The sequence below is a fragment of the Nocardia shimofusensis NBRC 100134 genome (genome assembly GCF_001613125.1).
Lineage (GTDB): Bacteria > Actinomycetota > Actinomycetes > Mycobacteriales > Mycobacteriaceae > Nocardia > Nocardia shimofusensis.
In genome coordinates this window covers 1-23,860 of record NZ_BDBT01000007.1, presented here as the reverse complement: position 1 = coordinate 23,860, position 23,860 = coordinate 1, and the positions used below count along the sequence as shown (strand labels likewise).

The window sequence follows — 23,860 nt, the reverse complement described above, 5'->3', positions numbered from 1 at the left end:
CGATGATGCCCACGCACTACCGGGTCGAGCCCGACGACACGCTGTCGGCGTTGGCCCTGCGCTTCTACGGCGACGCCGACCTGTTCCCGGTCATCGCGCGAGCCAACGGCCTCCCGGACCCGGACTTCATCGTCGTCGGCCAGCTGCTGACCATCCCCGACCTCGTACCGCCCCCGCACCCACCGACCGCGGATCCGGCGCGGGTGTTCGCCTTGCGGCGCGGCGCCGACCGTATCCGGCTGCACTACGGCACCGTACTGGCCGAAATCGACGACAAGGAAGCGTCCCTGCACCGGACTCGGCAGTGGGCGGCCTCGAACCCGACCAACGTCCCGCACGGGAACAGCGCACAAGACATCCTGCGCGACGCCGAAGCTGCCCAAACCGCACGGCGTGTGCGGGCGCGGGAACTGCGCACCCAGCTCGAAGCCACGACCGCCGAACTCGCGGCCTCGCTCGACGCAGGCACACCTCTGTTCCCACGACAGCGACACACTATGCGCCCCGACGAGACGTTGTTCGAACTCGCGCAGCACTACTACGGCAACGGCGAGCTCTGGCCGCTGATCGCCCGAGCCAACCAGATCCAAGACCCCACCCGCATTCCCGTCGGCACGGAAATCGTCATCCCCGAAGCCGGCCGGCCACCAGCCCGCACCCACACTGTCCGTCCGAACGAGACCTTGTCCGAGCTCGCCCGGCGCTTCTACGGCAACGCCGACCTGTGGCCGCTGATCGCCCAAGCCAACGGAGTCGTCGACCCCCGCTCACTCCAGGTGGGACACGTCCTCACCATTCCGGCGCGAGCCGCGGCACCGACACGCACCCACACCATGCGTCCGAACGAGACCTTGTCCGAGCTCGCCCAGCGCTTCTACGACAACGCCGACCTGTGGCCGCTGATCGCCGACGCCAATCGGATCGACGACCCGACCCGCATCCCCGTCGGCACAGTGCTCGTCGTCCCCGAGATCGCGCCCACAGCCGTCGACCCGATCGCCCTGCTGCCGGTCCGCATCGAAACGAAATTCCTCCCCGACGACATCCGGACCGGCCAAGTGCTCGTGCTGCCCGAACCCGAGACACCCGTACAGCATCACACCGTCGTCGCCGGAGACACACTGTCGGCGCTGGCCCTGCGGTTCTACGGTGATGCCGCCCTCTTCCCGCTGATCGCCCGAGCCAACGGCCTGGTGAACCCCCATCTCATCCAGATCGGGCAGGTGCTGGTGATCCCCGCGCGCGAGCCGCACCCCCGCCCGATCACCCGCACACACACCGTCGCGCCCGGCGACACCCTCGAGTCCATCGCCACCGCCGCCTACGGTGACCCCGCCGCCGCGGCATTGATCGCCGCCGCCAACGGCATCGCCGAGCGGACCATCCAGGTACGCGTCTATCCCGACGACATCCACATCGATGCCTTCGCCCCCGAACTCACTGCCGACGAACGCGAACTGGCGCGCACCTACTGGGCCGACCCCGGCGACCGCGCATGGCAGGACCTGCTGACCACTCTGAGCCCACAGCGAGCCGCCTGGGCGACCCGCCGTACCCGCCCCGGCATGCCGGAGCCGGACTTGCGTGATCCTCGGCAACGTCGGGCACCCCAGGTGACGACCATGCCGTCCCGATGGCGGTTCCTCGGATTCGTCGACGGCGCGCTCGTCGTGGACAGCACCGGCACCGACATCCCCGATCCGCTGCCGTTGGGACTGCTCGAGGCCGACGAAGCCGCCGCCGACCACGACCACGCAGCCTGGGCCGTCGACTTCCCCGCCGCCGTCGTCGCCGGCATGGGCATCACCCTGACCCTGCCGGAGGGGATCGACCATCTCGACGAACTGTTCGTCGTAGGCGTCAGCGAACACGCACCCGCAGAAGCGGCGACACGACTGCGCAACACCCTGCGGGGCCATGCGTTCGGCGCCGGACTCGGATTCCTCAGCGCGGGCACCCCCACCAACAACACCCCCGAGACCCGGACCTCGTGGTCGGCGCGACCCTCCGCACACGCCCCCCGCGCCGACGTCACGTCGCTGCGGGAAGGCACCGACGCCGCCAGGACGGTCACCTCCCTCGGTCTCGACGGCGCCGAATTCCTGGCCGACTGCGACGGCGGCACCACCGACTCCGACGGCGCGGTCGCCGGACTGTCGCTGCTGAGCTGGGACGCGTTGGCCTTCGGATTCGTTCGTGCCGCCACCGACGCACTCGGCACCCTCGACACCGAATTCACGCAACCGAGCGGGCAGACCTGGATCAGGATCCGCGATCACCTGGTCGACCACGTGCGCAGCCGCGGACCGCTGCCGACCCTGCGGGTCGGGCGCCAACCGTACGGCATCCTGCCGGTGTCCACCGTCGACGAATGGCGATCCCACCGCCACGACACCGCCGACGCGCTGCTGGCGCCGTGGCTGCTGCGGCTGCGTGATCACTGGCGGGCCGCGCTCATCTCGGGATGGATCCCGCGGGTGACCGACGGCCGACCCGCCGACCGGCTCGCCGTCGACGTCATGACCCGACTGCCCGTGTCGAACAACCTCGTCATCCGCCGGGTGCTCTCACCCGCCGGAGCACTGGAGAAATTCGACAAGATGACCGAGACCCTCGACGGACTCGAGCTCACCCGCCGCGCACCGGGACCGGTGCTCTCCCTCGGCGGCATCGACTTCCGCTCCGGCCTGCGCTGGTCGATGCCGACACCACTGATCAGCCACCTGGCATGGACCTCCGACAGCACCCCGGCCGACTTCTCCGAAGTCGCTCGACGCCTGACCCCCAACGCCGCGAGCTACCCGCAGTTCTTCGGTCGCAGCCGTCGACATCTCACCGACGCCCTCGCCGTCCTCGAAGAAGGCATCACCGACGCCGAATTCGAGCAGCGCCTCACCGCCTACGACCAGAACTGGCCGATCCCGGTCCTGCACGGTGAACAGAACCAGCGCGAACCCGACCTGTTCGGCACCTCCGGCGAGGAAGACTTCATCCCCGCGACGACCTCGAAGGACAATCCACGCACCGACCTGTTCGACGAGGCCGGCGAACCGTTGCGCGACGCGCTCGACATCCCGGGACTGATCGACGACCTCATCATCCAGAAGGTGTCCTTTCCCGACACGCCACCGCAGGACCTGGCCACCAAACGCGACCATGCCCGCGGCAAACGGGCCGGTGCACCCGCCGTGCTGGCCGCCTTGGCGGCGCTGGAACAACTCCCCGCCGACCGGTACCTGCCACTGTTGATGGAAATTCTCGACGTCTACTCGCACCGCTGGGACGCCTGGGCGACCTCGCTGGCCACCAGACGACTCGCCGACACCCGTGCGGCGGGCGTGACCGGCGTCCGGATCGGCGGGTACGGGTGGGTCGAGAACCTGCACCGCAACCCGTCCACACACACCGTCAGCGACGGCTACATCCACGCCCCCTCACAACACCACGCCGCGACCGCCGCGGTGCTGCGCTCGGGCTTCCTGGCCCACGATCGCGGCGGCGCACTGGCCGTCGACCTGACCTCACGACGGGCCCGCACAGCGCGATGGCTGCTCGCCGGGGTCCGGCGCGGCCAGAACCTGGGCGCGCTGCTGGGCTACCGCTTCGAGCGCGCACTCCGCGACGCCGGCCTCGACCCGCTGAAGGACTTCTACCGCCGGACCTTCCCCACGCCGGTCGTCCCCGAGCCCGCCGACGGGCAGGAGAATTCCGAGCTGTGGGGACGCAGCGCCGAAGCGATCGCCCCGGCCAACGTCGTCGACGGCATGGCCCTCGCCCGCGCCGCAGCCGGCCTGGCGATCCCGGACGAGCGGGCGCGTCCCATGCTCGACGACCTCGTCGACGCACTCGACGCCGTCGGCGATCTCCTGCTGGCTGAAAGCGTGCACCAACTGGTAGGCGGCAACCCGATGCGCGCGGGTATCGCCGCGGACACTCTCGGCCGCGGAACCGACGTACCGGACCGCTTCGACGTCCTGCGCACTCCGCACCGGGGCAACGCCATCACCCACCGGGCCGCGGCGATCCTGCCCGCCGACCCGGCACTGCCCGCGGGCTGGGCACGCGACGCCTTCGCCGACCTCGAACCACGCGTCGACGCCTGGGTCGCCGCAGTCCTCGGACCGGCAGCCACCTGGCGGCTGTCCGCCCGCCCGGCCGGTAGTGCGACGACGTTCACCTTCACCGCCGACGACCTGGAGTTCAGTGCTTTGGGTTTCGCGCTGGACGCTGCGACCGACACCCACCGCCGACTCGACCTCCGGGTCGCGCAACTCGCCGGGTTCGACGCCGACACGATCGACTACGACGGCGACTGGCTCGAACTGCGCGAGATCACCCGGCGCGTGCAGCGGTTGCTCGCCGGCGCTCGGGCGCTGACACTCGCGCACCTGACCGGGGAGAGCACCGACAACCCCGCCCCGGACATGGCCGAAGCGCGCGGACGACTGAGCGCCTTCGTCGCTACCGTCACCTCGGCGCAGAACCGGATGGCACTGGGCATCGACGCCGACCCGCAACGGCTAGCCCGAGCCGTCGCCCGAACCGACGATGCGGGCTGGCTCGGTGCGGTCACCCTGGCGCTCGGCGACTTCCTCGGCACCGGCCTGCCTATCGCCACCCTGCTCGACGCCGCCACGATCCCGCCCGGCCCACCCGGTGTCCGCGAATCCGCGATCGCGGACTGGACCCGTCGCTTCGCCACCATCCGTCCGGTCACCTGCGCCTGGCACGAGACCCTCATGCTGGCCGGCGCCCGATCCGGGCGCCCGTGCCCGCTGTCGGTCACACAATTCCCCACCGGTGGGCCGTGGATCGGGGCGCCCTTCGCACCCACCGAACGACCCGCGGCGCGGGAACATCTCGTGGCCCATCGGCCGTTCCCGGTGCCCGACAACGGACGCGTCGCCGGGATCGTGTTCGACGAGTGGGTCGAAGTGCTCCCCGGCTCCTACGGCCTGTCGTCCACCAAATCCGGCCCGGACGCCGTTCCCGTGGAGTCCGAGCTGACCGGTGTGTCGTTCCACTTCGACCGGCCCGACGCCAAGGCGCCCCAGGCGATACTGCTCGCGGTGCCGCCGGACCCCGGACGCGGCTGGACTGCCGACGTACTCGCCATGGTGGTGCGCGACACCCTGGAACTGGCCAAACTGCGCGCGGTCGACCTCGGCGACCTACCGCTGCTCGACGACATCCTGCCCGTCGTGCGGCCCCCGGTGTTCACCGGACCCCATTCGATATTGCGCGACTTCTGGCTCGAACTGGCGGAGTGAGATCATGCGGCGAACCCACGATATTCTCGGCAACTTCCTCTTCCGCGGCGACGACACCTTCCGCGTGGAACCCCTGCCGCGGACCAACGAGGTCCAGACCGGCCTGTCGGCCCGGATCCACGATCCGGCATGGTCGTTGACCCGCCAGTGGCAACTCGGCGAGTTCGCGGCCCAGGACGCCGCCTCACCCGTGCTGGTCGAACTGGCCGGCCACAGCGTCCCGATCAGCGCGTGGCGCCCGGCCGGCCCGGCCGACGAACTCGACATCGACGGGCACTGGGTGCCCTACACCTCCGCATCGGGACCCCTCGACGCGTTGATCGAATCCGAGGACGCCACCGAACCGGACCGTCGCCTACGGGTCGAAGGCGGCGTGCACTTCGTGCGCCTACTCGACGAGGCCGGACTCACCGCGAGGCTGCCGACCGTGCTCGCCGAGTACGGATTCCCCGCCGACCAGGATCCGATCACCGACGTGGTGACCGTGCTCGAGCGCAGAGTCCCCGACGCCGCCCGGCTCGCCGACGACCTGTCCGGCGCCGGACTCCGGGTCGCCGGACTGGACGAGGTCGGCGCGGCGTGGCTGGCGTGGTGGCACGAGATCCTGCCGGTGGACGCCCCTGACACCTTCGACCCGCACCGCTTCGAGCACCGCGCGGACTTCTCGATCGGCGAGCACGTCTTCCACGCCGACGAGTACCTCGGCGACGGCCTCGACTGGTTCACCGTCGATCGTGACAGCGCAGCCCAACCGGCAGCCGCCGCGGACCCGTTCGTCTTCCGCCACGAGGCACTGGCCTCGACCGTCCGCTTCGGCGGCATCCCGGCGGACCGATTCTGGGAGATGGAAGACGCGCAGATCGATTTCGGCTCGGCCGAGGTCGGCACCCTCGACACCGGGCGTCTGCTGCTGATCGGGTTCAGTACCGTCTACGGCAACGACTGGTTCATGGTGCCGGTCGAGGTGCCCACCGGATCGCTGACCACCCTCGACACGCTCATCGTCACCGACACCTTCGGTGGCAGGCACGTCGTCGAGCGTGCCGGATCAGCAGACGAGCACTGGAACCTGTTCACCGTCAACGGAACCGACGACGGCCTGTTGATGATGCCCTCCGAACGCGGCGCCGTCGGCGAACCCGCCGAAGTGGTGTCGCTGGCCCGCGACGAACTCGCCAACTCGGCGTGGGCGATCGAACGATCCGTAACCGGCGCCCGCGGCCAACAGATCGACCGCAGCGCATCCTGGGAACGCACCAAACCCACCCCGCCCCCAGCGAACCCGACGGGCTCCTACGCCGTGCAGACCATCGTCCCCGACTACTGGCTCCCGCTCGTCCCGCACGCACTCTCGCCCGCCTCGATCCGGTTCGCACTCGTCGAACTCGCACAGCCGGGCGTGACGTCGAAGCCGCTGGGGCGGCTGTTGACCTCCGAGACCTGGGTGCACGAGGAGGAGGTGCCACGCGAAGGCGCGGTCGTCGTCCGCAGGCCCGTGCTGGCGCGCTGGTTCGACGGCACCTGGCACACCTGGACCCGGCGCGAGAAGAATCCCGGCCGCGGCGAGAGCTCCAGCGGCCTGGCCTTCGACATCGTGCGCCCGTCGGAAGCCTGGCCGTGAACGACACCGGCAAGCTTCACCTCACCCCTCTGACGCCGCACCGCGCCGACTCGAAAGGAGACGATCATGACCCTCGAATTCACCGCGTTCACCGCCGACAACAACGGATTCCGATTCGCCAACAGCTTCGTCACGCCGATCACGATCCCCGGCAACATCATCAACCCGCCGACGCTCAACGGACTGTGCGGAGGGATGTCGTGGGCCGCGCTCGACTACTTCCACGCCGGCAAACCGATCCCGACCGACGACTTCGCCGCCGTGGGCGGCCTGCCGCCTACGAGCACACCGCTGTATCGGCAGATCCTCGAGCGGCACATCGCCTCGCTCGGATTGCGCGTGGTCCCGCCGTTCACGCCGCTGGCCATCCCGCTCCTGGGACTACCGATCCCGGTCGCGGTGCTCCCCATCCCGGCCGACACACACAACGCGCTGCAATTCCTCAAACCCGACAGCTTCTGGACGAGCACCGAACTGACGCACCAGATCACCGCGGCGACCACGGCACTGCGAGCCGGCAGACCGACAGCGTTCGGGCTGGTCGACGCCACCTCGGTCCTCAGCTCGCACGTCGTCGTCGCCACCGGATTCGACGACGCACCAGCCGCCGCCCCAGGGGCGACCGACTTCTTCCTCTACGACTGCCGGCAGCCCATGAAGACCTGCACCTTGCGAGTGACACCCCAGTCCCGGACCTGTGTGCTCGACTGCCCGGGTCTGTCGCCCGAGCCCTGGAAGGGATTCTTCGTCGAGCACTACACCGTCGCCGCGCCGTGACCGCGGCAGACCAATACCTCTCTGCTCACGAGAGCCCGGCGATGTGATGTCGTGAGCGTGTGCGCCGCGTGGTGAACGGTGCGGCGTGAGCGGCGTGCCGGATGCGGACCCCCGATCTTCGTGGTCGGGGGCCCGCCGGCGTGCCTGATCTCAGTTGAGGCTCTTGGAGTAGTACTCCGACCACCGGCTGGTTCCGGTCGCGTAGACCTCGCTCCAGTTCGTAGTCTGCTCGGCGTAGGCGTTGCCCCAGTTGAACGTCTGAGTGGTGTAACCGTAACTCCAGAGCGTGGATTCGCGGTCGTAGAAGAACGACCACAGGGCGTCCTTGGTCTCGCGGTCGACGTCGCCCGCCTCGTGCAGGGCGTCGAACACCGTCGCGGCGTGGCCGCGCTCCTGCACGGCGGTGTCCATGATGGTCCGGCCGAGCGCGGTGGCCTCATCCATGTTCTCCCGCCCCTCGGCGCTGATCCGGTCCAGTTCGGCGCGCTGCCATCGGGACCAGGCGTCCATCAGCCGCCGGTACTCCGCCTCGAGATGATCGTCGAGTGCCCCGGCATCGGATGCCGCGGTGTAGGTACCGTTGCCCGCCCGGGCGATGGCCTCGAGTGCGGTGCGATCGGCGTCGCCGACATGGAAGCCGATCACGTTCACGATCGGCCGCACCCCGGTCACGGCGAGTTCCTCCGCGGCGCGCACGGGGTCGCCGTCGCAGGTCTCGAGGCCGTCGGTGACGATGTAGGCGATGCTGTCGGTGGCGTTCGCCGGAATATCGGTGGCCACGGCGGTGATCGAGGAGGCCAGCGGAGTCCAGCCGACAGGCTGGATCGGGGCCAGCGCGGCGGCGAATCGCGCGGAGTCGGCCTTGTCGCTGTAGACGACCTCGGTGGCCGCGCACGATTCCGCCTTGCCCGCCTCGTCGTCGGCGCCGCGGTGGCCGTAGACACGCAGACTCACCGTCGCGTTGTCGGGAAGGTCGTCGACGAAGTTCGCGAGGGCGTGCTTCGCCTCGTCGAGCCGGGTTCCCGACTCCGATGTCTCGGCCATGGACCCGCTGGCATCGAGGACCAGGGCGAAGTGGTTGGTGCCGACCGCCTCCTGCTCGCCGGACACCTCGTCCTCCGGGCCGGGCGCGATCTCGCCGACGCTCGCGTCGAACTCGATGGTCCCGCGCACCGCCTCGGCGTAGTCGCCGTGGATCTGGGACAGGATCGCCTGCTGCCACTCCTTCGCACTCTCGGGCGCCATGACGCGTACCCGGTCGAGGACCGCCTCCTGGTCGAAGGCCTCTCCCGCGTACGGGCCGGGCTCGTACATCATCAGCTTCTCGGTCGTGTCGAGTTCGCGGGGTGCGTCGGGATAGGCGACCGGGACGAGTGCGGGCACCTGGCCCGGCTGCAGCGGAGGCGGGCCGGTCTCGGGGTCCTCGGATGTGCCGGTACAGGCGGTCAGGACGGCCGCGGCGCACAGGGCCGTGAGCATCCGTCGGACGATGTGCGAATCCAACTGGTTCCCCCGGTGTACGGAGATGTTCGTAGACGGCGAGATCTTATGCCGCGTAAGGACTATGGCGCCACCGGGAATCCGGGGCAGGGATCGGTCGCCACCACCGAGCCTGTTGCCGGGGGGCAGGCAGGCGAGTCCGATTTCGGAGGAAAAACCGCAGGTCGCGACGACCGGAGAAAAAAATGGATGTCAGGACAGCGTCCGGACACCGGATCTGATGCGGATATGCGCAGTTCTTGTGTCCGGAGGGGGACTTGGACACCCGAATTACCATGAACTGCAACATTTTTCGTGTGCATGCGCTCACCATACCCTCCTCTCCATGTCGCCATCATTCCAGGGATCCGGCGGCATTCCAGACATCCCTGCGGGCGAGTGGATGCGGTTGCCCCGTGACTGCCTCGAGGGCGAGGGCGCACTCCGGAAGTGATGCTTTCGTGTATGTCGGGGTCGCTGTCGTTCCTGGATCGCGGTGGGCGGCGTAGCGACGCGCAACCGCCTCTCCGAACTCCCGTTCCACAAAGGTCAAGGTCGTGTGACGCAGCCAGTGGGATGTCACTTGTTTGGCTGCCGCCCATGGGAGGTAGGTGTGGAAACGTTCGTGAAGATTGTCGTAGCGTCGGTCGCCGATCGGGTTGCCCCTGCGAGTGCGCAATACCTGGTCGCCGGCTTCGGCGGATGTGCCGCCTCGGTGCTCGAAGTGTTTGTGAAGCCGACGCATCAGCATGGGGGTGATGGGATGCCAGGTGATCACGTCTCCTTTGTGGTGGAGGCGGACAGTGCTGTCGTCGGTGCTCAGGTCGTTGATGCTCAATCGCAGTACTGCGCCACGGCGGCATGCGGTTTCGATGTGTAGACGTACGATGAGCGCATCAAGCTCGACGTCGTCGCCGGTCTCGCAGGCAACGCGTCCGAGGTCGCTGATCTGCTCAGGGGTGAGCGCATGCCGTGGACTCTCGAGTCGGCGCGGCATCTTGACTTTGCGTGCAGGGTTGGCTGATGGTCGGATGAGACCATCCTGTTCGGCGTAGCTGTAGAGGCATCGAATGGCGTGGAGCAGGTTTCTGGCGGCTCCGCAGCCCTCGCGCCAGTTGGACCGCCTGACCGCTCGTTGTTTGTGGTCGTTCATCAGGCCGCTGATCTCGATGGGGGTCACCTCGTTGAGGCGTCGAGCGGCCCAGGCCTGTTCGGTGACTCTCCAGTACGTGCGGTAGGACTCGCGTTGGACTGGCGTTGCCGCGGTTGACGCTTTGGCGATGTATTCGCTGAAGGTCGGTATGGCGGGCGGTGCTTGTGTCGAGCCCATGCGGATGACCGTGAGACCGACCGCGGAGAGTGCCTGCGCGAGTTCCTCGGCGGCTTCGGGGCTGGTCATCGCGTAAGGCTCCAGAGTTCGGGGCGGTGGTTGGTGAGGATCGCTGACAGGGTGTGCGGCGGATAGACGACGAGGTGTGCGTGTGCCGATGAGGCAGCCAGCAGCACACGGTCGCCGGAGCTAATTCGGCAGTGGTTTCGGATGCTGCGAGGGAGGTGAATATGTCCGCCGACCTTGATGGAGCGACCTTTGTGTGATGTGGAGACTTTGATCACTGAGCGCTCGTGTATCGCGAATGCGCAGCGCTGGCCAGGGACCCAATTGAGGTGTGGCAGAAGGCGTCCCGCTGATACTCGGCCGCGCTCGTCGACAGTGCTCGACGTGCAGTGCAGTTCGGTGGCGCTGCCAGGTAGGTCAAGGTCGACAGGGAAGTCGAAGATCGGTGCCAGTATGCGGCGAGCCGGAGGTTTGGCGGTGGCGCGGTTGTAGAGGCCACCGAAGAGCGCACTCGCGCTTGAGCTTCTTGGCTCCCTGTCGTGGAACGGGATGCCGTCGCCGCTCTCAAACTGCGTGTCCGCACCGATCTCGATGCGCGAACCCGAGTACTCAACACCCAATGTGGTCACTCCATTTCGCGTGTGGGCGTTGCTCGCAGGCCAGTCCGCATACACCGCCGTGTAGGCGGTGGACGCCGACTGGGCGTCCATAGGAAGCTGACCACGCATATCCGGATGGGCGTAGTCGCTTCCGTCCCCTGAGAGGCAGCAGACGGCGTACGCCATCTCTATGCCAATCCACGGGAACTCAGCGAGCACTACAGCGCCTCATCCGGATCGGATATTGGTCAATGACCCCACAACCCGGGAAGACCTCCCAAAGCAGGAGGGCGCAAATCGCACTTTAGTCGCATTAATGCGAACGAGGCAAGTACTCCGGCACACGTGTCGGGTGAATGCCGTCATGCTGCCGGCACGGCGGGGAGTGTCCAATTAACGGCTCTGTCTCACTTCCGGTGGTGGGGTATGCGGGGGTGACGGCACGATACCTCGGTGGTCGAGGTGAATGATGCTGCTGGACTCATGTTTTCGGGGCTATCGCCGCTGGTCGTCGAAGGCGTAGCAGATGAGGGCGGGCGGATTGTGGTGTCGGCTCGGACGGCTCCTGGCCCGGCCGGATGCCCGCGGTGTGGGGCCGGGTCGGTGAGGGTCCACAGCTATCACTATCGGAGGGTTGCGGACCTGCCGATCGACGGCCGCCTGGTCGTCGTCGGGGTGCGGGTCCGGCGGCTCACCTGCGCCACACCATGGTGCTGCAAGACGTTCCGTGAGCAGGTCCCCGGTGTGCTCGCACGCTACCAGCGACGCACCATCCGGCTGACCAACCAGGTGCAGGCGGTGACCCGGGAGTTGGCAGGGCGGGCTGCGGTCCGGCTGCTGGCCGCACTGCCCGTGACGATGTCCCGCCACACTGCGGTGCGCATGCTGCTACGAATCCCGCTTCCGGTCCGACCGGTTCCTCGTGTGGTGAGCGTGGACGACTTCGCGCTGCGTCGCAGCCACCGCTACGGCACAGTCCTGATCGATGCGGTCACCCACGAGCGAATCGACGTCCTCGGTGACCGGAAGACCGAGACCCTCGAGGCGTGGTTGCGTGACCGGCCCGGTATCGAGATCGTTGTCCGCGATGGATCACCCCACCTACGCCGAAGCCATCCGCCGGGCCCTGCCCAGCTCGATGCAGGTCAGCGACCGCTGGCATCTGTGGCATGGACTGGTCCGCTCGGCGGAGAAGGTGGTCGCCGCACACAGTCGATGCTGGGCAGGCGCTGGACCTGGCCGACCACCAGCCACTCGCGGTGGCCGCCCGCGCCACCGCGCTCGGTGTGCGGCTGCTCAACACCGTCCTCGACACCCGCGGTCTCCCGCCGCACGACGGCCCGCGGCCCTGACTGCACTCGCTTCTCGGGGAGGCACCGAAAGCGCGGGTGGCATGATCATTTCGCCAGGCGCTGATTGGCGGTTGCGTGACTGAGCATCGGGCGACCGTCTGCGCAAGCCGCAGGTGATCGGATCGGTCCTTCAGCAGCCCTCAGCGCCAGCTCGTTCGGTGAGCGCGGGGCTGAACCACTGCGCTACACAACTTATTGTGTTGCCAGGACTTGTCCGCCACTACATCTATGATTTTCGAGTGCGATAGCAGATGCGGTCGCACACACTGGAAGAACGCCGAGGCTCACGCCGGAGCGTGCGCTCCAGGACATGAGCCTCGGGTTTGTCTGTGGTAGGACACCCTGATGCTACGACACCCGGTAGGACGTGGCGCGCCGAACCTGGTGTCGGGTACGTCCTGTGGTTCACGGTCCGGCGATCGAGACGTTGGTCGCCCACCGGGGCAGCCGACGGGCGTGGGACACAAAAGATGCCGAATTTGAACGACATCAACGACGCTGCCTTGCAGCGGATGGTCGGGCAGCTGGACTCGCTCGCGGACATGTTCACCGTGAGCGAGCTGGGCTTGCGCAAGCCTTACAAGCCCGGCAGCCTGGCGCGCAAGGACGGACACGCCCAGCACCACTTCGTTGGGCCGTGGACCCAGCAGCCGGTGGACACCCTGCACATGCATGTCCAGGGCTTCATGGACCGCGCCACCGATCATCTGCGCACCCTCGCGCTCGCGATTTCCGCGCCCGGCATCGCCTACAGCGTGCTCAGCCTCGCCCGGATCACCATGTCGGCGAGCAGCTATACCTATTACCTGCTCAACTCCGACATCGAGGTCCGCGAACGGATCTGTCGCGTGATGAACGTCGTGCTCGTCTCCCACCTCGCGCAGCTTCGGCTGATCCAGGCCCCGAGCATCGACTCGGACGCGACCGAACTCGCCAAGGTGGAGACCTGGATCCAGGACTTGCACACCACCGCACAGCAGCACGAGTTCTCCGTCACGATGCAGGGCGGGAGCCGGTCGCGTCTGCCGCACCACTTCGGCGATGCGATGCCGAGCGAGACCGACCTGGTCAACACTCTGTTCGGCGGCAGCAACAACTCCGACTACGGCATCTTCGCTTACCGGCTGTGCTCGGCTGCGGTCCACAATCAGCCACACATCGAGTCGATCCGGCCGCTGCCTACCAGTGGCTCCAGCCGCGGCGCGACCGACGTGCGCCCTATCACGCCGCAGGCCTTGACGGCTGTCCTCGTCGCGGCCGCTTCCGGCTACGTCAAGTCCAACAACGAGGTGATGACCTACTTCGGCGTGGAGGGCCGCGAAGAGAAGATGGCCACGGCCACGGCCATCCTGACCGACCTCGCCGAGTCCGAGCTGCCGGTCGGCGTGTGACATAGCAGCGCGACACGCGACGACGGGCCGGGACACCCTTTCCGGCCCGCTGTCGCGTGGGGGCAGTTCCTTCCGGGTATTCGCGGTGGGCTCGCGACGACGGCGCTGAGCAACCGCAGCCCGCCGCGATGGCGCGAGCGGCCGTGGCGAGCGGCTGATGGTCGAACCCGCGGCCAATAGCCGCGTCCGCTTCTCGGGGCGGCGCCGAGAGCCACTCTCGATGCCATCCCGACGGATGCGCACCCACCCGTGGGCTACCGGAGGTGCGTGCGCGACCGCCCGTACCCGACGAGGCCGCTGGATCTCGGGTGAGATGTCGCCGCCCGGCGCTACCGTGGGAGGCAGGGCGGTGCGTGTTCGCGGCGGCCGCCTGGGGGGAGAGGATGTCGTGGCCGAGTACGTCGATTGGGTGCGGTTGGACGGGAAGACGGTGCGGCTGAGCGAGGTGCGTGCCGACCCAGACGGGCACGTGCGGTTGCTGGCCGACGCCCGGGCGAACAAATCGGCGCGGTGTTTGTGTCGGCAGCCGGGGTTGGCGTTGGTGACCCGCTCCACGCAAGCGGGGCGCCATTTTCTTGCCTGCTGGCCAGGCGGTGGTCCCGCCCACCATCCGGAGTGCGCGTTCTTCAGGATCGACCCGCAGATGAGCGGACGCGGCAGGTGCGCGTCGGCGATCACCGAAACCGAGACCGGGACGTCGATCCGGTTCGCGGCCCCACTGGTCAGCCAACCGGGCGAGCACGGGGAGCGGGTGGACGCGGCGACCTACCCGGGGCTGGGACGCCGCTCCCTCGGGCTGCTGGGGCTGGTCCACTACTGCTGGGAAACAGCCGGTTTGGCGTCCTGGACTGCGAGCACGCGTAGCCGCGGTTGGCGGCATGTCACGGCCGCGATGGCGTCTGCGCTCGAGGGGACCACGATCAACGGGCAACCAGCGCGGTCGGTGGTGTATGTGGTGCCGCCGTATCGGCCGGACCGGGCGCAGGCGAACCTGGCATCGTTCGATGCATTCATGGACTCGCTGCGCCCCGACCACCCGGATCGGATTCGGCGGGGGTTCATCCTCGGTGAGCTCAAAGCGGTGCACGAGGCCCGCAAGACCGGGTGGCGGTATCAGCTGGCGCAGCAGAGCCCTGGACGGCAGGTGTTCGTCAGTGACAGGCTCGATGCGCGGCTGCGTCGCTCCTACCGCAACGCGATGTCGGAGGCCGCCGCCCGTGCGGGTGGGCGCCGGATCATGCTGTTCTACGTCGAGCGCAGTCCGGGCGGGTTCGCGCGGGCGGTGGATGCGGCGGTGATGCTGACCAACACCACCTACATCCCGGCTGATTCGTCCTATGAGGCTCGGATGGCGGATGCGTTGATCGCCGCCGGACGCAGCTTCGTCAAACCCCTGGTCTACGACGCCGATGTCACCGACGAGGTGACCTCGGCGGTGTTCCCCGATTTCATCCTGACCGACGAAACTCCACCGACCTATGTCGAAGTTTGGGGTCTCCCCGGGCAGGAGCTCTACGAGCGGCGGAAGTCGGCGAAACGTGCTCACTACCAACGGCAATCAGCACGGTTGCTGGAATGGACGGTCACCGAACCGATGCCTGTGGTGCCGCCACCCGGCCGCACCGGAATGCCCTGACCCCGAAGCGTCGCGTGTTTCCCGCCGACGCCTCGAATCCGGCGCCGAGGCGGTGCCGCTCGAGGCCGTGCCGAGCCGGTGGGGGAGTAGGCGATATGTCGTCGGCCTGGTCGGCGTCCTCACCTACACCGAAAACTGAACGCCTACAGTGTCTTCACACGTTGCGAGCACTCGTCCGCGGCCGCCGGATCAGTCGGCGGTCTCTTCGCTGGATCGGACGGCGGCTCCGGGCACGCGGCCTGTCGGACGAGACAAGGGAGAAACAGCATGAGTGACGACGATGTACTGGCGTTAGCGCAGGTGATCGACCCCGACGCGTGGATCGCGCGGAAAGAGGATCAGCGCACGATCGGGTCGCGGTGAGAGTACACGACGCGGCGGATGAGCTCCCAAGCCGCGGCCGAACGTGTGCTGGCCGCTGGATACGGGAAGGGCTAGTCGCCGGAGCCGTCGAGACCGCGCCGACATCCCTCTGGGCGGTCTCGACGACTTTACCTCCGACCAGACCGGTTCGGCGGCGGTCCAGCCGCTTGAGGCGCAGACGCTTCGGCGCCGACATGACAGCATCAGTTCGACTCATTGTTGCCCCGGATGACGACTCTCCTGTACTGGTATGCTGTCACCGCTAGGAGAACGGCCCCTACTATGCCGGTTATCATTGCATTCTTCTTATTCTCATCCTTCGCTTCGTGGCAGATACTATTCAAAGCATCGCCTACCATCACGTCTGTGGAGGATTTAGGATTCTGATATCCCACTTCTGCAGAATTGACGACCGATCCGCAGTACGCCGCTTTGTGTATTCCGACATCGTCCCAGTGGATATCTGCCCGCATGGTCGCAAACAGGCATACCGTCGCGACGCCCAGCAGTGCCCCGCCAGCTATGAAAGGGTAGACGTCGATCGTCTTCCTGTCCTCAGTTGATAGCTTGTGGGCAAGGTAACCGAATATAACGGCGATCACTGTTCCCGCCACGAAGCCGCCGAAAGCAACAGGCGTCCATATATTGTCAAAGGAGGCTCCTTCGACAGTGAACAATGATCCGTCCGCAGACAGGATATGTTGCATCGCAGAACTTCACCTCATCACAATTAGCTGTCGTGAATCTTCCGGCAGTATGGGTAAAGCATGCACACGATTGCCGTACTCAGCGAGGGGCTGGCGCGCAGAAGTCGAGACCTCCCCACTATAGGTCAATGACACGCCTCGTATGGGTGCTCATGCAGGCCTGGCCACCCACCAATTTCGTCGGGCCGGATGGCACACCCTCGACGACCGGGCACGGCGTGCATGATTAGTTGGCAGACGACTACGCGAACTCCCGCCCTTGCTGTATGCAAACCAGAATGTTTGCAAGGCTCAGCACTCAATCCAGCCGGCCACACGCTCGGCGACACGAAAGGGGAGTGGTTCCTACACGGCGATCGGCCGTATGTCCTCCATGCGGCGACGCAGCGGTGTCAACGCCGTGTCGCTGGCCTGTTCAGGACGCGGGGCGGATGAGTTCGGCGACCGGCCCGCGCTGGGTCACCGGCAGCACGAAGTTCGCCAGTAGCGCCGTCAGTTCCGGTTCGTGGCCGATGAGGTTCTCCAGGGCCAGTTCGAGCAGTTCGGCGGTATCGGAACCGCACAACGCCTCGATCACCGGTGAGACGTCGACACCGTTGGAGCCGGATTGTGCGATGGTGCGGATCGTCCGGTCGGCTCGTTCGACCACACCGTTGCGCGGATCAGCACGAACCGATGACCACACCCGACCAGCAGCTCGCCACCACCCGTGGCGGGCGCCCCCGGTTCCACCTGAAGCCCGCCGCCAGCTCCGCGCCGCGGGCCTCTAGCCCGTAGGCACTGCCCGCGCCCCGGACTGTGAGGTGGCCTCCCATGCACGACGAGTGCGTATGACGCGCGTATTATGCGTGGTGTGGGTTACGACTGGCCGGAATGGGCTCTGGATCGTCTGCGCGGCATCGAGCCGTGGGAGGTGATGCAGGTGCTGACCGGGAAACGTCCACGTTGGCCGCGCCGCGGCCGTGACAGCACCGGCGCGTCCATCCTGACCATATGGGGCCGCACGAACTCCGGTAGAGCGTTGAAAGTGGGCGTCTACCAGGTGTCGGCCTGGCAGTGGCATATCGCCTCGGCGCGGGACATGACCGCGGTCGAGTTGGCCGAGTTTCAGCAGTGGGAGGAGACCCGCCGATGACCGAACAGCAGCACTACCCGGTACCGACACCCGACCAGGTCGAAGCCCTCATGGACAACCCGGACCTGGTCTGGGAAGACGTACCCGCAGCCGAAGCACCGCCCGTGCTGACCGAAACCGACGCTGAAGAGGTGATGGTGGTCCGGTCCCTGCGCATGCCGCTGGAACTGGATCGACGAATCCGCGCCGAAGCCGAAGCCCGCGGCGTCACCTGGTCGGAACTCCTACGGGACTGGGCTGCTATCGAACTGGCCGCCCTGTCCGACGACCAGCCCATCTCACGCGCCGACGCCATGCGCGCCCTGGCCTCCATCCCACCCCGCCGCACCGCCTGAAACCTGTGGCCCTCAGCGGCCGATACGCCGGGGTTCGGGTCGTGTCATCACTCTAGGAGTGACCTCCGGTAAGGCGCCCAGACCGGAGACCAGACAACCGCGTGGGGTGTCCACTGGCCGCCACCATCGGCCAGCTCAACCTGAGCTACCGGCAGTACCGGCAGTACCGGGACAAGCTGGCCGCCCAGCCACTGCCGACGCTCATGCGTCGCAGCCGACCCCGCCACGCCAGCGGCTTCTCGACGCTGCGGCGGCGGTACTGAATGTCGCCGCCTTCGTCCTGGAGGTGACCGACCACCAACCGTTCGCGGTGGCCGCCCGCGTCACTGCGATCGGCGTGCGGCCTGCTCAACACCGTCCTCGGCATCCCGCGGTCTGCGGCCGCACGGTGGCTCGCGGCCCTGACCGCACCCGGTGCTCGGGGCGGCACCGGAACCCTTTCTCGGTGCCGCCCGGATGCATGCGCGGTGAGCTCGTCGCGCCGGTCCCCGGCGATCTTTGTGGGCCCTGTATTCCGGGTGGGCCACCGTCGCCGATCGAGGCCCGGGTGGCAGCGGGGACTGGACGCTGTGGCTGGGAGATCAGCCGTAGTTCGGGAATGCCGTGCACCTGGCCGGATCGCCGGAGGTCTTCACGCTGGCGTCGATCCGAATGGCTTTGCCGGCGGGGGCGAGGTCGGGGTAGTCGTATCCGCCGCCGATGATGGCGCCCGCAGTGTCGTAGCAGGCGACCCCGACTCGCGGTGAGGGCAAGTCCTCGCTGGTCGGGTTGGTGAAGGTGAAGGATGCGACGGTGCCCTGGAATTGGACTTGGCCGATCGACTCCGATTCCACCGACGGCAACGGCTGCCGAGTCTCCTTGGGGAAGCCGTACTCGCTGATCGCCACCGACGGCTCGATCGCGGCCACGCCCACCCCCGGAGTGGACGACAGGTCCAACCACACCGGCAGGACCAGTTGCTGACCGATCCAGGAGAAGGACTCGACCTGGCTTTCGGTCTTGATGATCGCCCCGGCGGAGTCGAGGAAGTTTACCGACGCGGTGACATGCTCGCCGACGGATGCCTCGCTGTCGGTGGTGACCACAACGACACCCTGCGCGTAGTTGCCCGACTGCCCGAACCCGGAAGCCACCAACTCCACCGACGGCTTGCCGTCTCCGGCCGCCCCGCTACCGGGCGAGGTCGCCGTGGACTCGCTCTCGCCGCAGCCGGTCAGGACGACAGCGGCGGCCGCGGTGAGCACGGACAGCGGCACCGAATGCGCCGTGGCGGATCCGAGCATGCGCAACATGGACACTCCTTCACATCGAGCGCCCCGACGAACCGACGCCGGGGCGGCTACACCATACGACCCATTTAGCGGAGAGTTAGCTGCCGGGGCGTGTGCTGAGTGATGGTGTGTCAGTCGGGGTCTTGCCCGTGATGCCAGGGTGGTTGAGGCAGGTCCCAGCTTCCCGAGACGTTGCGGGCGCGTTGGTGGTGGAGGTGGGCGCGTTCGTGGCGGATCTGTTCGGTGAGGTCGTAGATGGCATCGAGGTCGCGGGTGGTGCCGCCCATGGCCTCGATCTCGACCAGGCCCTCCTCGATGTCGTAGTCGTGGTCGACGAGGTGTTCGGCCGCGTGCCGCACGCAGCCGGGCACGGTGACGGTGGTGGTGTCGTCGTAGATGCGCAGCCGCACCCGCACCTCCCCCTGACACGGGGTGTAGGCGGTGGCGAGGTGGCGGCACCGGTGGGCGCCGAGCCGGCATCCGCGGGTGTGGGCGGCTTCGGCGGTCATCGACAGCACCGCCGCCGCTTCCACCACCTCGTCCAGTTGCTCGCGCAGACGGCCGCCGGTGAGGCGTTCGAGGCCGCGGAGTTTCACCTCCACGTGGTAGAAGGCGACGGCGACGGTGCGCCAGTCGATGCGGCAGGACGCGGCGTCACCACGCACCCGCTGCAGGTCCTCGAGCGCTTGCCCGACAGTGGCCCGGATCCGCTGTGCGATCTCGTCGTGGCTGGTGCGGGTGGCTTCGTAGTCGGGCACGACGACCGTGGCCGGGGTCAACACCGCACAGGCCAGCACCTGAACGCCGGGCAGGACTGCCTCGGCGGCGGCGAGGACGTCGACCACGGTGGGGTCGGCCAAGCCGGTGGGGTCGGGGTGTTCGGCGTCGGCGGGGCGCGGATATTTCTCGATCCCGTCGACGGTGATCTTCTCCGGCCGCACCACCGCACTCCTGCGCGCGATTTCCCTCGCGTGGGTGGCGCGTTGCTCGCCGCGCCGCAACGCCTCGCGGTAGGGCACACCTTCGGTGGTGGCGATGTGGCGGGCGCGGCGGCGGCGCCGGGCGCTGCTGTTCTTCGGCATGTCTCGTCCTGAATTCCCGGCTCAGGCACCCACGCCACCCGGGCCGTGTGACGCAAGCATGCGGACACGAACCAGCCAACGCGGGCCCCGGGCAGGACCTTGCGCCCTCCGGCGTCACCGATCCGGCGTGGGCGAGGTGACTCGGGCGAGAACAGGTGGAGCGCGTGCGCGTCCTGACACTCCACGAAAAGCCTACCGCCGCAGGCCCGCCCGCCACGGCGACTTCACTGAGACCCCGCAGAACCGAAGGGCCCGTGCGCCGCTTCGATCTTCCGCGGGTACCGCCGCGGGCAGACCGGGACCCGGACGCGCGGGATGCGACCGCCCATCTTCCCCGAAACCATCCCGGCAATGCATCTGCTTCCGCGATGTCGCCGGGCAGGGATTCACCGCTCGCGTGTGGCGCCGGTTTCGTGCCGGTGCTCGCCGGTGGTGAGCAGGTTCCAGACGGTGGGGCGCCGCAATGCCGCCGAGCTGGTGGCCGCCGAGCAAGCTGATGCTGGCGCTGGGGGAGTCGGTGGCCGCGACGGCTCGCCCCAACGGGTGGTCGCCGTTGTCGGCGGTGTCGGCCGAACTCGAACGGGTCGAGCCGAGCTGGCTTGCCGAGCGCTGGGGCTACACCTCCACGATTCAGTGATCGCGGCCACCGGCCGATACGACACCAGCACGGTCAGGCGCAAGTGCACACCGATCCGCGAGACACGCCCGCGCCGCCGCTGATCCGACGGCACGGGCCATTCCCACCCGGTGGGCGCGCTTCTACCGGGTCGACGGGCTGGGCGTTGCGCAGCGCGCACGCCTGCGCGCGGCGCTGACGTTCGTGTTGCGGGCTGTTCAGGATGTGGGGCGGATGAGTTCGGCGACCGGCCCGCGATGGATCATCGGCAGCACGAAGTTCGCCAGTAGCGCCATCAGTTCCGGTTCGTGGCCGAGAAGGTTCTCCAGGGCCATCTCGAGCAGTTCGGCGGTGTCGGAATCGCACAACGCCTCGATCACCGGTGAGATGTCGACGCCGTTGGAGCCGGACTGTGCGATGGTGCGGATCGCGAGGTCGGCTCGTTGGACCACATCGTTGTGTGGCAGGGAGTCGGCGAGGTCGGCCAGCGTTTGGCGGTACTGCTGCCAGGCCTGATCGCGGGTCGATTCCAGTGATTTTCGGACGGGCCGGCCGCGGACGGCGGCCAACCCTTGGACGTTGTGGGTGGAGGCCGATTCCTTGGTGGCGGCTGCGATCTGGTCCTGTACGGCCAGAGTAGTCTCACGCACGAGTGATGTGCCGCTGAGACCGTCGCGCAGCGCGTCGGCGATCACGGTGCGTACGTCGTCGTTGGCGGCGGCTGCGCGGACCAAGACCCTGGCCACGGCGAGCGGGTCGGGCAGGCGCGGTATGCCGAAGATACCGAACGCGACGGTCAGCAGCCGGTTGTGGAATTTGGGGTGGGATCGGGCCATGCCGTCGTCGATGAGGTCCAACGCCAGGCCGGGAGCGATCGGGCAGATCCGGCCGAGCCGGTAGGCGGCGTCTCGATCGATCCGTTCGACCAGTGCGACGATCGCCTCGTGCTGGTGGGGTTGTGGCTCGGCGAATTGGTGGCCCGCGGCGAAGATCCAGGTGTTGCGCCAGTGCGGGTTGGCCGCGGTCACCTCGAGGCGGGCGATGACCTGGTCGAGGGGGCCGGTGGTCAGGAATCGTGCCGCCATCAGTTCCTGCAGCGACCGCACATCGAAGCCCAGACCGTCTTGCCCACGCGACATCGGCGTGAGCAGCACCAGCCGGTCGGTCGCGGCCGTCACGATCCGCTCCAGCAGATCGGCGTCGACATCGGAGGGGCGGAAGCCACTGTCGTGGAGCACCTGCCAGGCGACAGCGCGGAGTTCCTCGGGCCGCATCAACGCCATCGAACCGTCGGACTCGCTGCGGACCTGCAACTCGAACCCGACACGCTGGTGCAGGGTCAGAATGGTGGAGGCATGCTCCTGCAGCAGCAGCGCGAGCGTGGTCTGCTTGAGCCGTTCGCGTTTGAACACGGTGTCGTAGTAGCCCCAGAACAGGCTGTAGCGGTCCGGTGCCAGCTGCCCGGCTCCCTCGACGATGATCGTCATGATCAACACCTGCAGCGGGGTCTGCATCAGATGGCGCAGCGACTCGTCGTCGGCGGCGCGACGCAACTGTTTGGCGATGCGTTCGATCTTCTCGTCATCGTCCTTGAGACGGACCTTGGTCGTGTGGATTCCGTACCGGAGGGCTTCGTCGATGTCGAGGCGGGCCAGGTCGATGCGTTCGAACTGTGTGGGCGCGATGTTCTCCACATAACCGGTGGGGCGTGTGGTGACCACCACCAGCAGGTCGCAGTTGTCGCCTTCGGCTTCGCTGACGAATTCGGTGATCTGCCGGATGAGGCGCTTGCGGATACGTGGCTCGGTGACCTCGTCGAGACCGTCGAGCACCAGCAACCACGGCCACTGCTTCATCCACGAATCCAGCGCACTGGGGGTGACGGTGCCGACGTTGGAGCGCTCGGACACCTTGTGGGCGATCCATCGCAGCAGGGTCGAGTCCTCGCTGAGCCCTTTCTCCTCGGCGTATTCGGCGAGATCGATCCGCATGGGCCAGCGCCGGAACCTCGGCAGCCCGTCGCGGCCCAGATCACGCAGCGCGCGCTCTGTCGCGGTGATGACCCTCTCGTGCTCGGGACCCAGGTCGGTGGCGCCGTCGAGCAGCGCAGCCCGGTAGGCCTGCACCAGAAACCGCGACATCGTGGTCTTGCCGTTGCCCGCGCTACCGGCCACCACCACATGCTTCGGGCCCTCGCACGAGCTCATGCGCGGTTTGAGGACCTGGTCTGCGCGGTCGAGGATGTGCCCGAAGACGGTACGGCGCTCACCCCCTGGGCCGATCGTGATCGGCAGGTCGATCGCGACCTGGTCGATGGGGGTGCCCTCACCGCCACCGGAACCGGCCTCGTCGAAGTAGATCGACCGATCACCGATCAACGCCGCCCGAGCGTGGCGACGCAGTCCGCCCTCCAGCTCGTGGAGCGGGAGTTTGTCGGTGAACTCGGCCAGGTGCGCGAACACGTCGGGGACTGTCAGGAACGCGCCGAAAGCCCGCCGCACACTCTGATGCTTGGTGATCAGCCCATCGACCTGGTTACCGTCCCAGATCCGCCATGCGCGTAGCCGGCTCATCCGCCGTTGTCTGCGCTTGCGGGCGGCGGTAGCGCGATCATTGGCATCACGGGTGCCGTCGGCCAGAAGGTCCAGGTAGGTCTGGATGGAGGCGTTCACCGTGTCGAACCCGCCGGACCCCGGTGTGGGAGTCAACGGCACATTGGTCACGATCACCAGATAGTTCGGCACCGGGTCACGATCGGACCCGGGGTTGCCCCAGGCATCCAACTCCTTGCGGACCTGGGTCCACAGCCATGCAGCGTTGTCGGCCGGCTTGGCCTCCAACCGGTCCTTGTGCTTGGCCTGGAACACCGTGTACCCGTCCCAGGTCTCGG

18 protein-coding genes and 1 pseudogene are annotated in these 23,860 nt (G+C 67.7%); 11 read left to right on the top strand and 8 right to left on the bottom strand.

The features are described 5' to 3' along the window. Nucleotides 1-5: 5 nt before the first annotated feature. The 3 genes from NS3_RS09580 to NS3_RS09570 all read left to right on the top strand — a co-directional run bounded on the left by NS3_RS09580 (nucleotide 6) and on the right by NS3_RS09570 (nucleotide 7,668). Nucleotides 6-5,270: a LysM peptidoglycan-binding domain-containing protein gene (locus NS3_RS09580; protein ID WP_157101259.1), complete on the top strand. Its 5,265-nt coding sequence runs from the start codon at nucleotides 6-8 to the stop codon at nucleotides 5,268-5,270. A gap of 4 nt (nucleotides 5,271-5,274) precedes the next feature. Next, nucleotides 5,275-6,891 (top strand): hypothetical protein, encoded by a 1,617-nt coding sequence (locus tag NS3_RS09575; RefSeq protein WP_067856986.1) that lies wholly within the window; start codon nucleotides 5,275-5,277, stop codon nucleotides 6,889-6,891. A gap of 66 nt (nucleotides 6,892-6,957) precedes the next feature. Continuing rightward, on the top strand, nucleotides 6,958-7,668 hold the full coding sequence (locus tag NS3_RS09570; RefSeq protein ID WP_067856983.1) for a hypothetical protein: 711 nt from the start codon (nucleotides 6,958-6,960) through the stop codon (nucleotides 7,666-7,668). 150 nt (nucleotides 7,669-7,818) lie between these two features. Here NS3_RS09570 and NS3_RS09565 read toward each other — a convergent pair whose 3' ends face one another. From NS3_RS09565 to NS3_RS29010, 3 genes are all read right to left on the bottom strand, one after another. Further along, nucleotides 7,819-9,147, bottom strand: a complete 1,329-nt coding sequence (locus NS3_RS09565) for a VWA domain-containing protein (protein WP_157101258.1) — start codon at nucleotides 9,145-9,147, stop codon at nucleotides 7,819-7,821. Between the two features lie 355 nt (nucleotides 9,148-9,502). Further along, a complete protein-coding gene (locus tag NS3_RS09560) occupies nucleotides 9,503-10,546 on the bottom strand; it encodes a tyrosine-type recombinase/integrase (protein WP_067856976.1) in 1,044 nt (347 codons plus the stop codon). Then, nucleotides 10,543-11,301, bottom strand: a complete 759-nt coding sequence (locus tag NS3_RS29010; protein ID WP_157101257.1) for a hypothetical protein — start codon at nucleotides 11,299-11,301, stop codon at nucleotides 10,543-10,545. The genes NS3_RS09560 and NS3_RS29010 overlap by 4 nt, the downstream gene beginning before the upstream one ends. 264 nt (nucleotides 11,302-11,565) lie before the next feature. Between NS3_RS29010 and NS3_RS28375 the strand changes: the two are divergent. The 4 genes and pseudogenes from NS3_RS28375 to NS3_RS09545 form a co-directional block, all read left to right on the top strand. Next, nucleotides 11,566-12,307: pseudogene (locus NS3_RS28375) on the top strand (ISL3 family transposase); the annotation flags it as partial. Continuing rightward, complete coding sequence (locus NS3_RS30000; RefSeq protein WP_067856973.1) at nucleotides 12,252-12,434, top strand: hypothetical protein; 183 nt, start codon at nucleotides 12,252-12,254, stop codon at nucleotides 12,432-12,434. The pseudogene NS3_RS28375 and the gene NS3_RS30000, both read left to right, overlap by 56 nt. Nucleotides 12,435-12,904: 470 nt before the next feature. After that, complete coding sequence (locus tag NS3_RS09550; protein WP_067856970.1) at nucleotides 12,905-13,825, top strand: hypothetical protein; 921 nt, start codon at nucleotides 12,905-12,907, stop codon at nucleotides 13,823-13,825. Nucleotides 13,826-14,213: 388 nt separating this feature from the next. Beyond that, nucleotides 14,214-15,461 carry a DUF1173 family protein gene (locus NS3_RS09545; protein ID WP_218018211.1) on the top strand — a complete coding sequence of 416 codons (1,248 nt, stop codon included), beginning with the start codon at nucleotides 14,214-14,216 and terminating at the stop codon, nucleotides 15,459-15,461. 566 nt (nucleotides 15,462-16,027) lie between these two features. Here NS3_RS09545 and NS3_RS29005 read toward each other — a convergent pair. Together NS3_RS29005 and NS3_RS09540 are read right to left on the bottom strand one after the other, a co-directional pair. Further along, a complete protein-coding gene (locus NS3_RS29005; RefSeq protein ID WP_157101256.1) occupies nucleotides 16,028-16,531 on the bottom strand; it encodes a hypothetical protein in 504 nt (167 codons plus the stop codon). A 415-nt stretch (nucleotides 16,532-16,946) separates the two neighbouring features. Further along, entirely contained in the window at nucleotides 16,947-17,180 is a 234-nt protein-coding gene (locus tag NS3_RS09540) for a hypothetical protein (protein ID WP_067856964.1), read from the bottom strand. 204 nt (nucleotides 17,181-17,384) lie between these two features. On the opposite strand from NS3_RS09540, the gene NS3_RS09535 reads away from it, so the two are divergent. The 3 genes from NS3_RS09535 (at nucleotide 17,385) to NS3_RS29000 (ending at nucleotide 18,264) form a co-directional block, all read left to right on the top strand. Beyond that, nucleotides 17,385-17,666, top strand: a complete 282-nt coding sequence (locus tag NS3_RS09535) for a hypothetical protein (RefSeq protein ID WP_067857555.1) — start codon at nucleotides 17,385-17,387, stop codon at nucleotides 17,664-17,666. Further along, nucleotides 17,663-18,001, top strand: coding sequence for a hypothetical protein (locus NS3_RS09530; RefSeq protein WP_067856961.1), 339 nt, complete (start codon nucleotides 17,663-17,665; stop codon nucleotides 17,999-18,001). The genes NS3_RS09535 and NS3_RS09530 overlap by 4 nt, the downstream gene beginning before the upstream one ends. A 101-nt stretch (nucleotides 18,002-18,102) precedes the next feature. Continuing rightward, nucleotides 18,103-18,264: a hypothetical protein gene (locus NS3_RS29000; protein ID WP_157101255.1), complete on the top strand. Its 162-nt coding sequence runs from the start codon at nucleotides 18,103-18,105 to the stop codon at nucleotides 18,262-18,264. 318 nt (nucleotides 18,265-18,582) lie between these two features. Here the strand turns inward: NS3_RS29000 and NS3_RS09525 are convergent, their stop codons facing one another. Next, a complete protein-coding gene (locus NS3_RS09525) occupies nucleotides 18,583-19,293 on the bottom strand; it encodes a hypothetical protein (RefSeq protein ID WP_067856959.1) in 711 nt (236 codons plus the stop codon). A gap of 110 nt (nucleotides 19,294-19,403) precedes the next feature. Next, entirely contained in the window at nucleotides 19,404-20,354 is a 951-nt protein-coding gene (locus tag NS3_RS09520; RefSeq protein ID WP_067856957.1) for a hypothetical protein, read from the bottom strand. A 463-nt stretch (nucleotides 20,355-20,817) separates the two neighbouring features. On the opposite strand from NS3_RS09520, the gene NS3_RS28995 reads away from it, so the two are divergent. After that, nucleotides 20,818-20,991 (top strand): hypothetical protein, encoded by a 174-nt coding sequence (locus tag NS3_RS28995; protein WP_157101254.1) that lies wholly within the window; start codon nucleotides 20,818-20,820, stop codon nucleotides 20,989-20,991. A 197-nt stretch (nucleotides 20,992-21,188) separates the two neighbouring features. Here NS3_RS28995 and NS3_RS29500 read toward each other — a convergent pair. Then, on the bottom strand, nucleotides 21,189-23,860 hold a 2,672-nt coding region (locus NS3_RS29500; protein WP_218018210.1), incomplete at its 5' end, for an NACHT domain-containing protein.

Coding starts and splice junctions, on each gene's coding strand:
- NS3_RS09580 (WP_157101259.1), top strand. CDS start 6: ATGCCCACGCACTACCGGGTCGAGCCCGACGACACGCTGTCGGCGTTG.
- NS3_RS09575 (WP_067856986.1), top strand. CDS start 5,275: ATGCGGCGAACCCACGATATTCTCGGCAACTTCCTCTTCCGCGGCGAC.
- NS3_RS09570 (WP_067856983.1), top strand. CDS start 6,958: ATGACCCTCGAATTCACCGCGTTCACCGCCGACAACAACGGATTCCGA.
- NS3_RS09565 (WP_157101258.1), bottom strand. CDS start 9,147: ATGCTCACGGCCCTGTGCGCCGCGGCCGTCCTGACCGCCTGTACCGGC.
- NS3_RS09560 (WP_067856976.1), bottom strand. CDS start 10,546: ATGACCAGCCCCGAAGCCGCCGAGGAACTCGCGCAGGCACTCTCCGCG.
- NS3_RS30000 (WP_067856973.1), top strand. CDS start 12,252: ATGGACTGGTCCGCTCGGCGGAGAAGGTGGTCGCCGCACACAGTCGAT.
- NS3_RS09550 (WP_067856970.1), top strand. CDS start 12,905: ATGCCGAATTTGAACGACATCAACGACGCTGCCTTGCAGCGGATGGTC.
- NS3_RS29005 (WP_157101256.1), bottom strand. CDS start 16,531: ATGCAACATATCCTGTCTGCGGACGGATCATTGTTCACTGTCGAAGGA.
- NS3_RS09530 (WP_067856961.1), top strand. CDS start 17,663: ATGACCGAACAGCAGCACTACCCGGTACCGACACCCGACCAGGTCGAA.
- NS3_RS09525 (WP_067856959.1), bottom strand. CDS start 19,293: ATGTTGCGCATGCTCGGATCCGCCACGGCGCATTCGGTGCCGCTGTCC.
- NS3_RS09520 (WP_067856957.1), bottom strand. CDS start 20,354: ATGCCGAAGAACAGCAGCGCCCGGCGCCGCCGCCGCGCCCGCCACATC.
- NS3_RS28995 (WP_157101254.1), top strand. CDS start 20,818: ATGCCGCCGAGCTGGTGGCCGCCGAGCAAGCTGATGCTGGCGCTGGGG.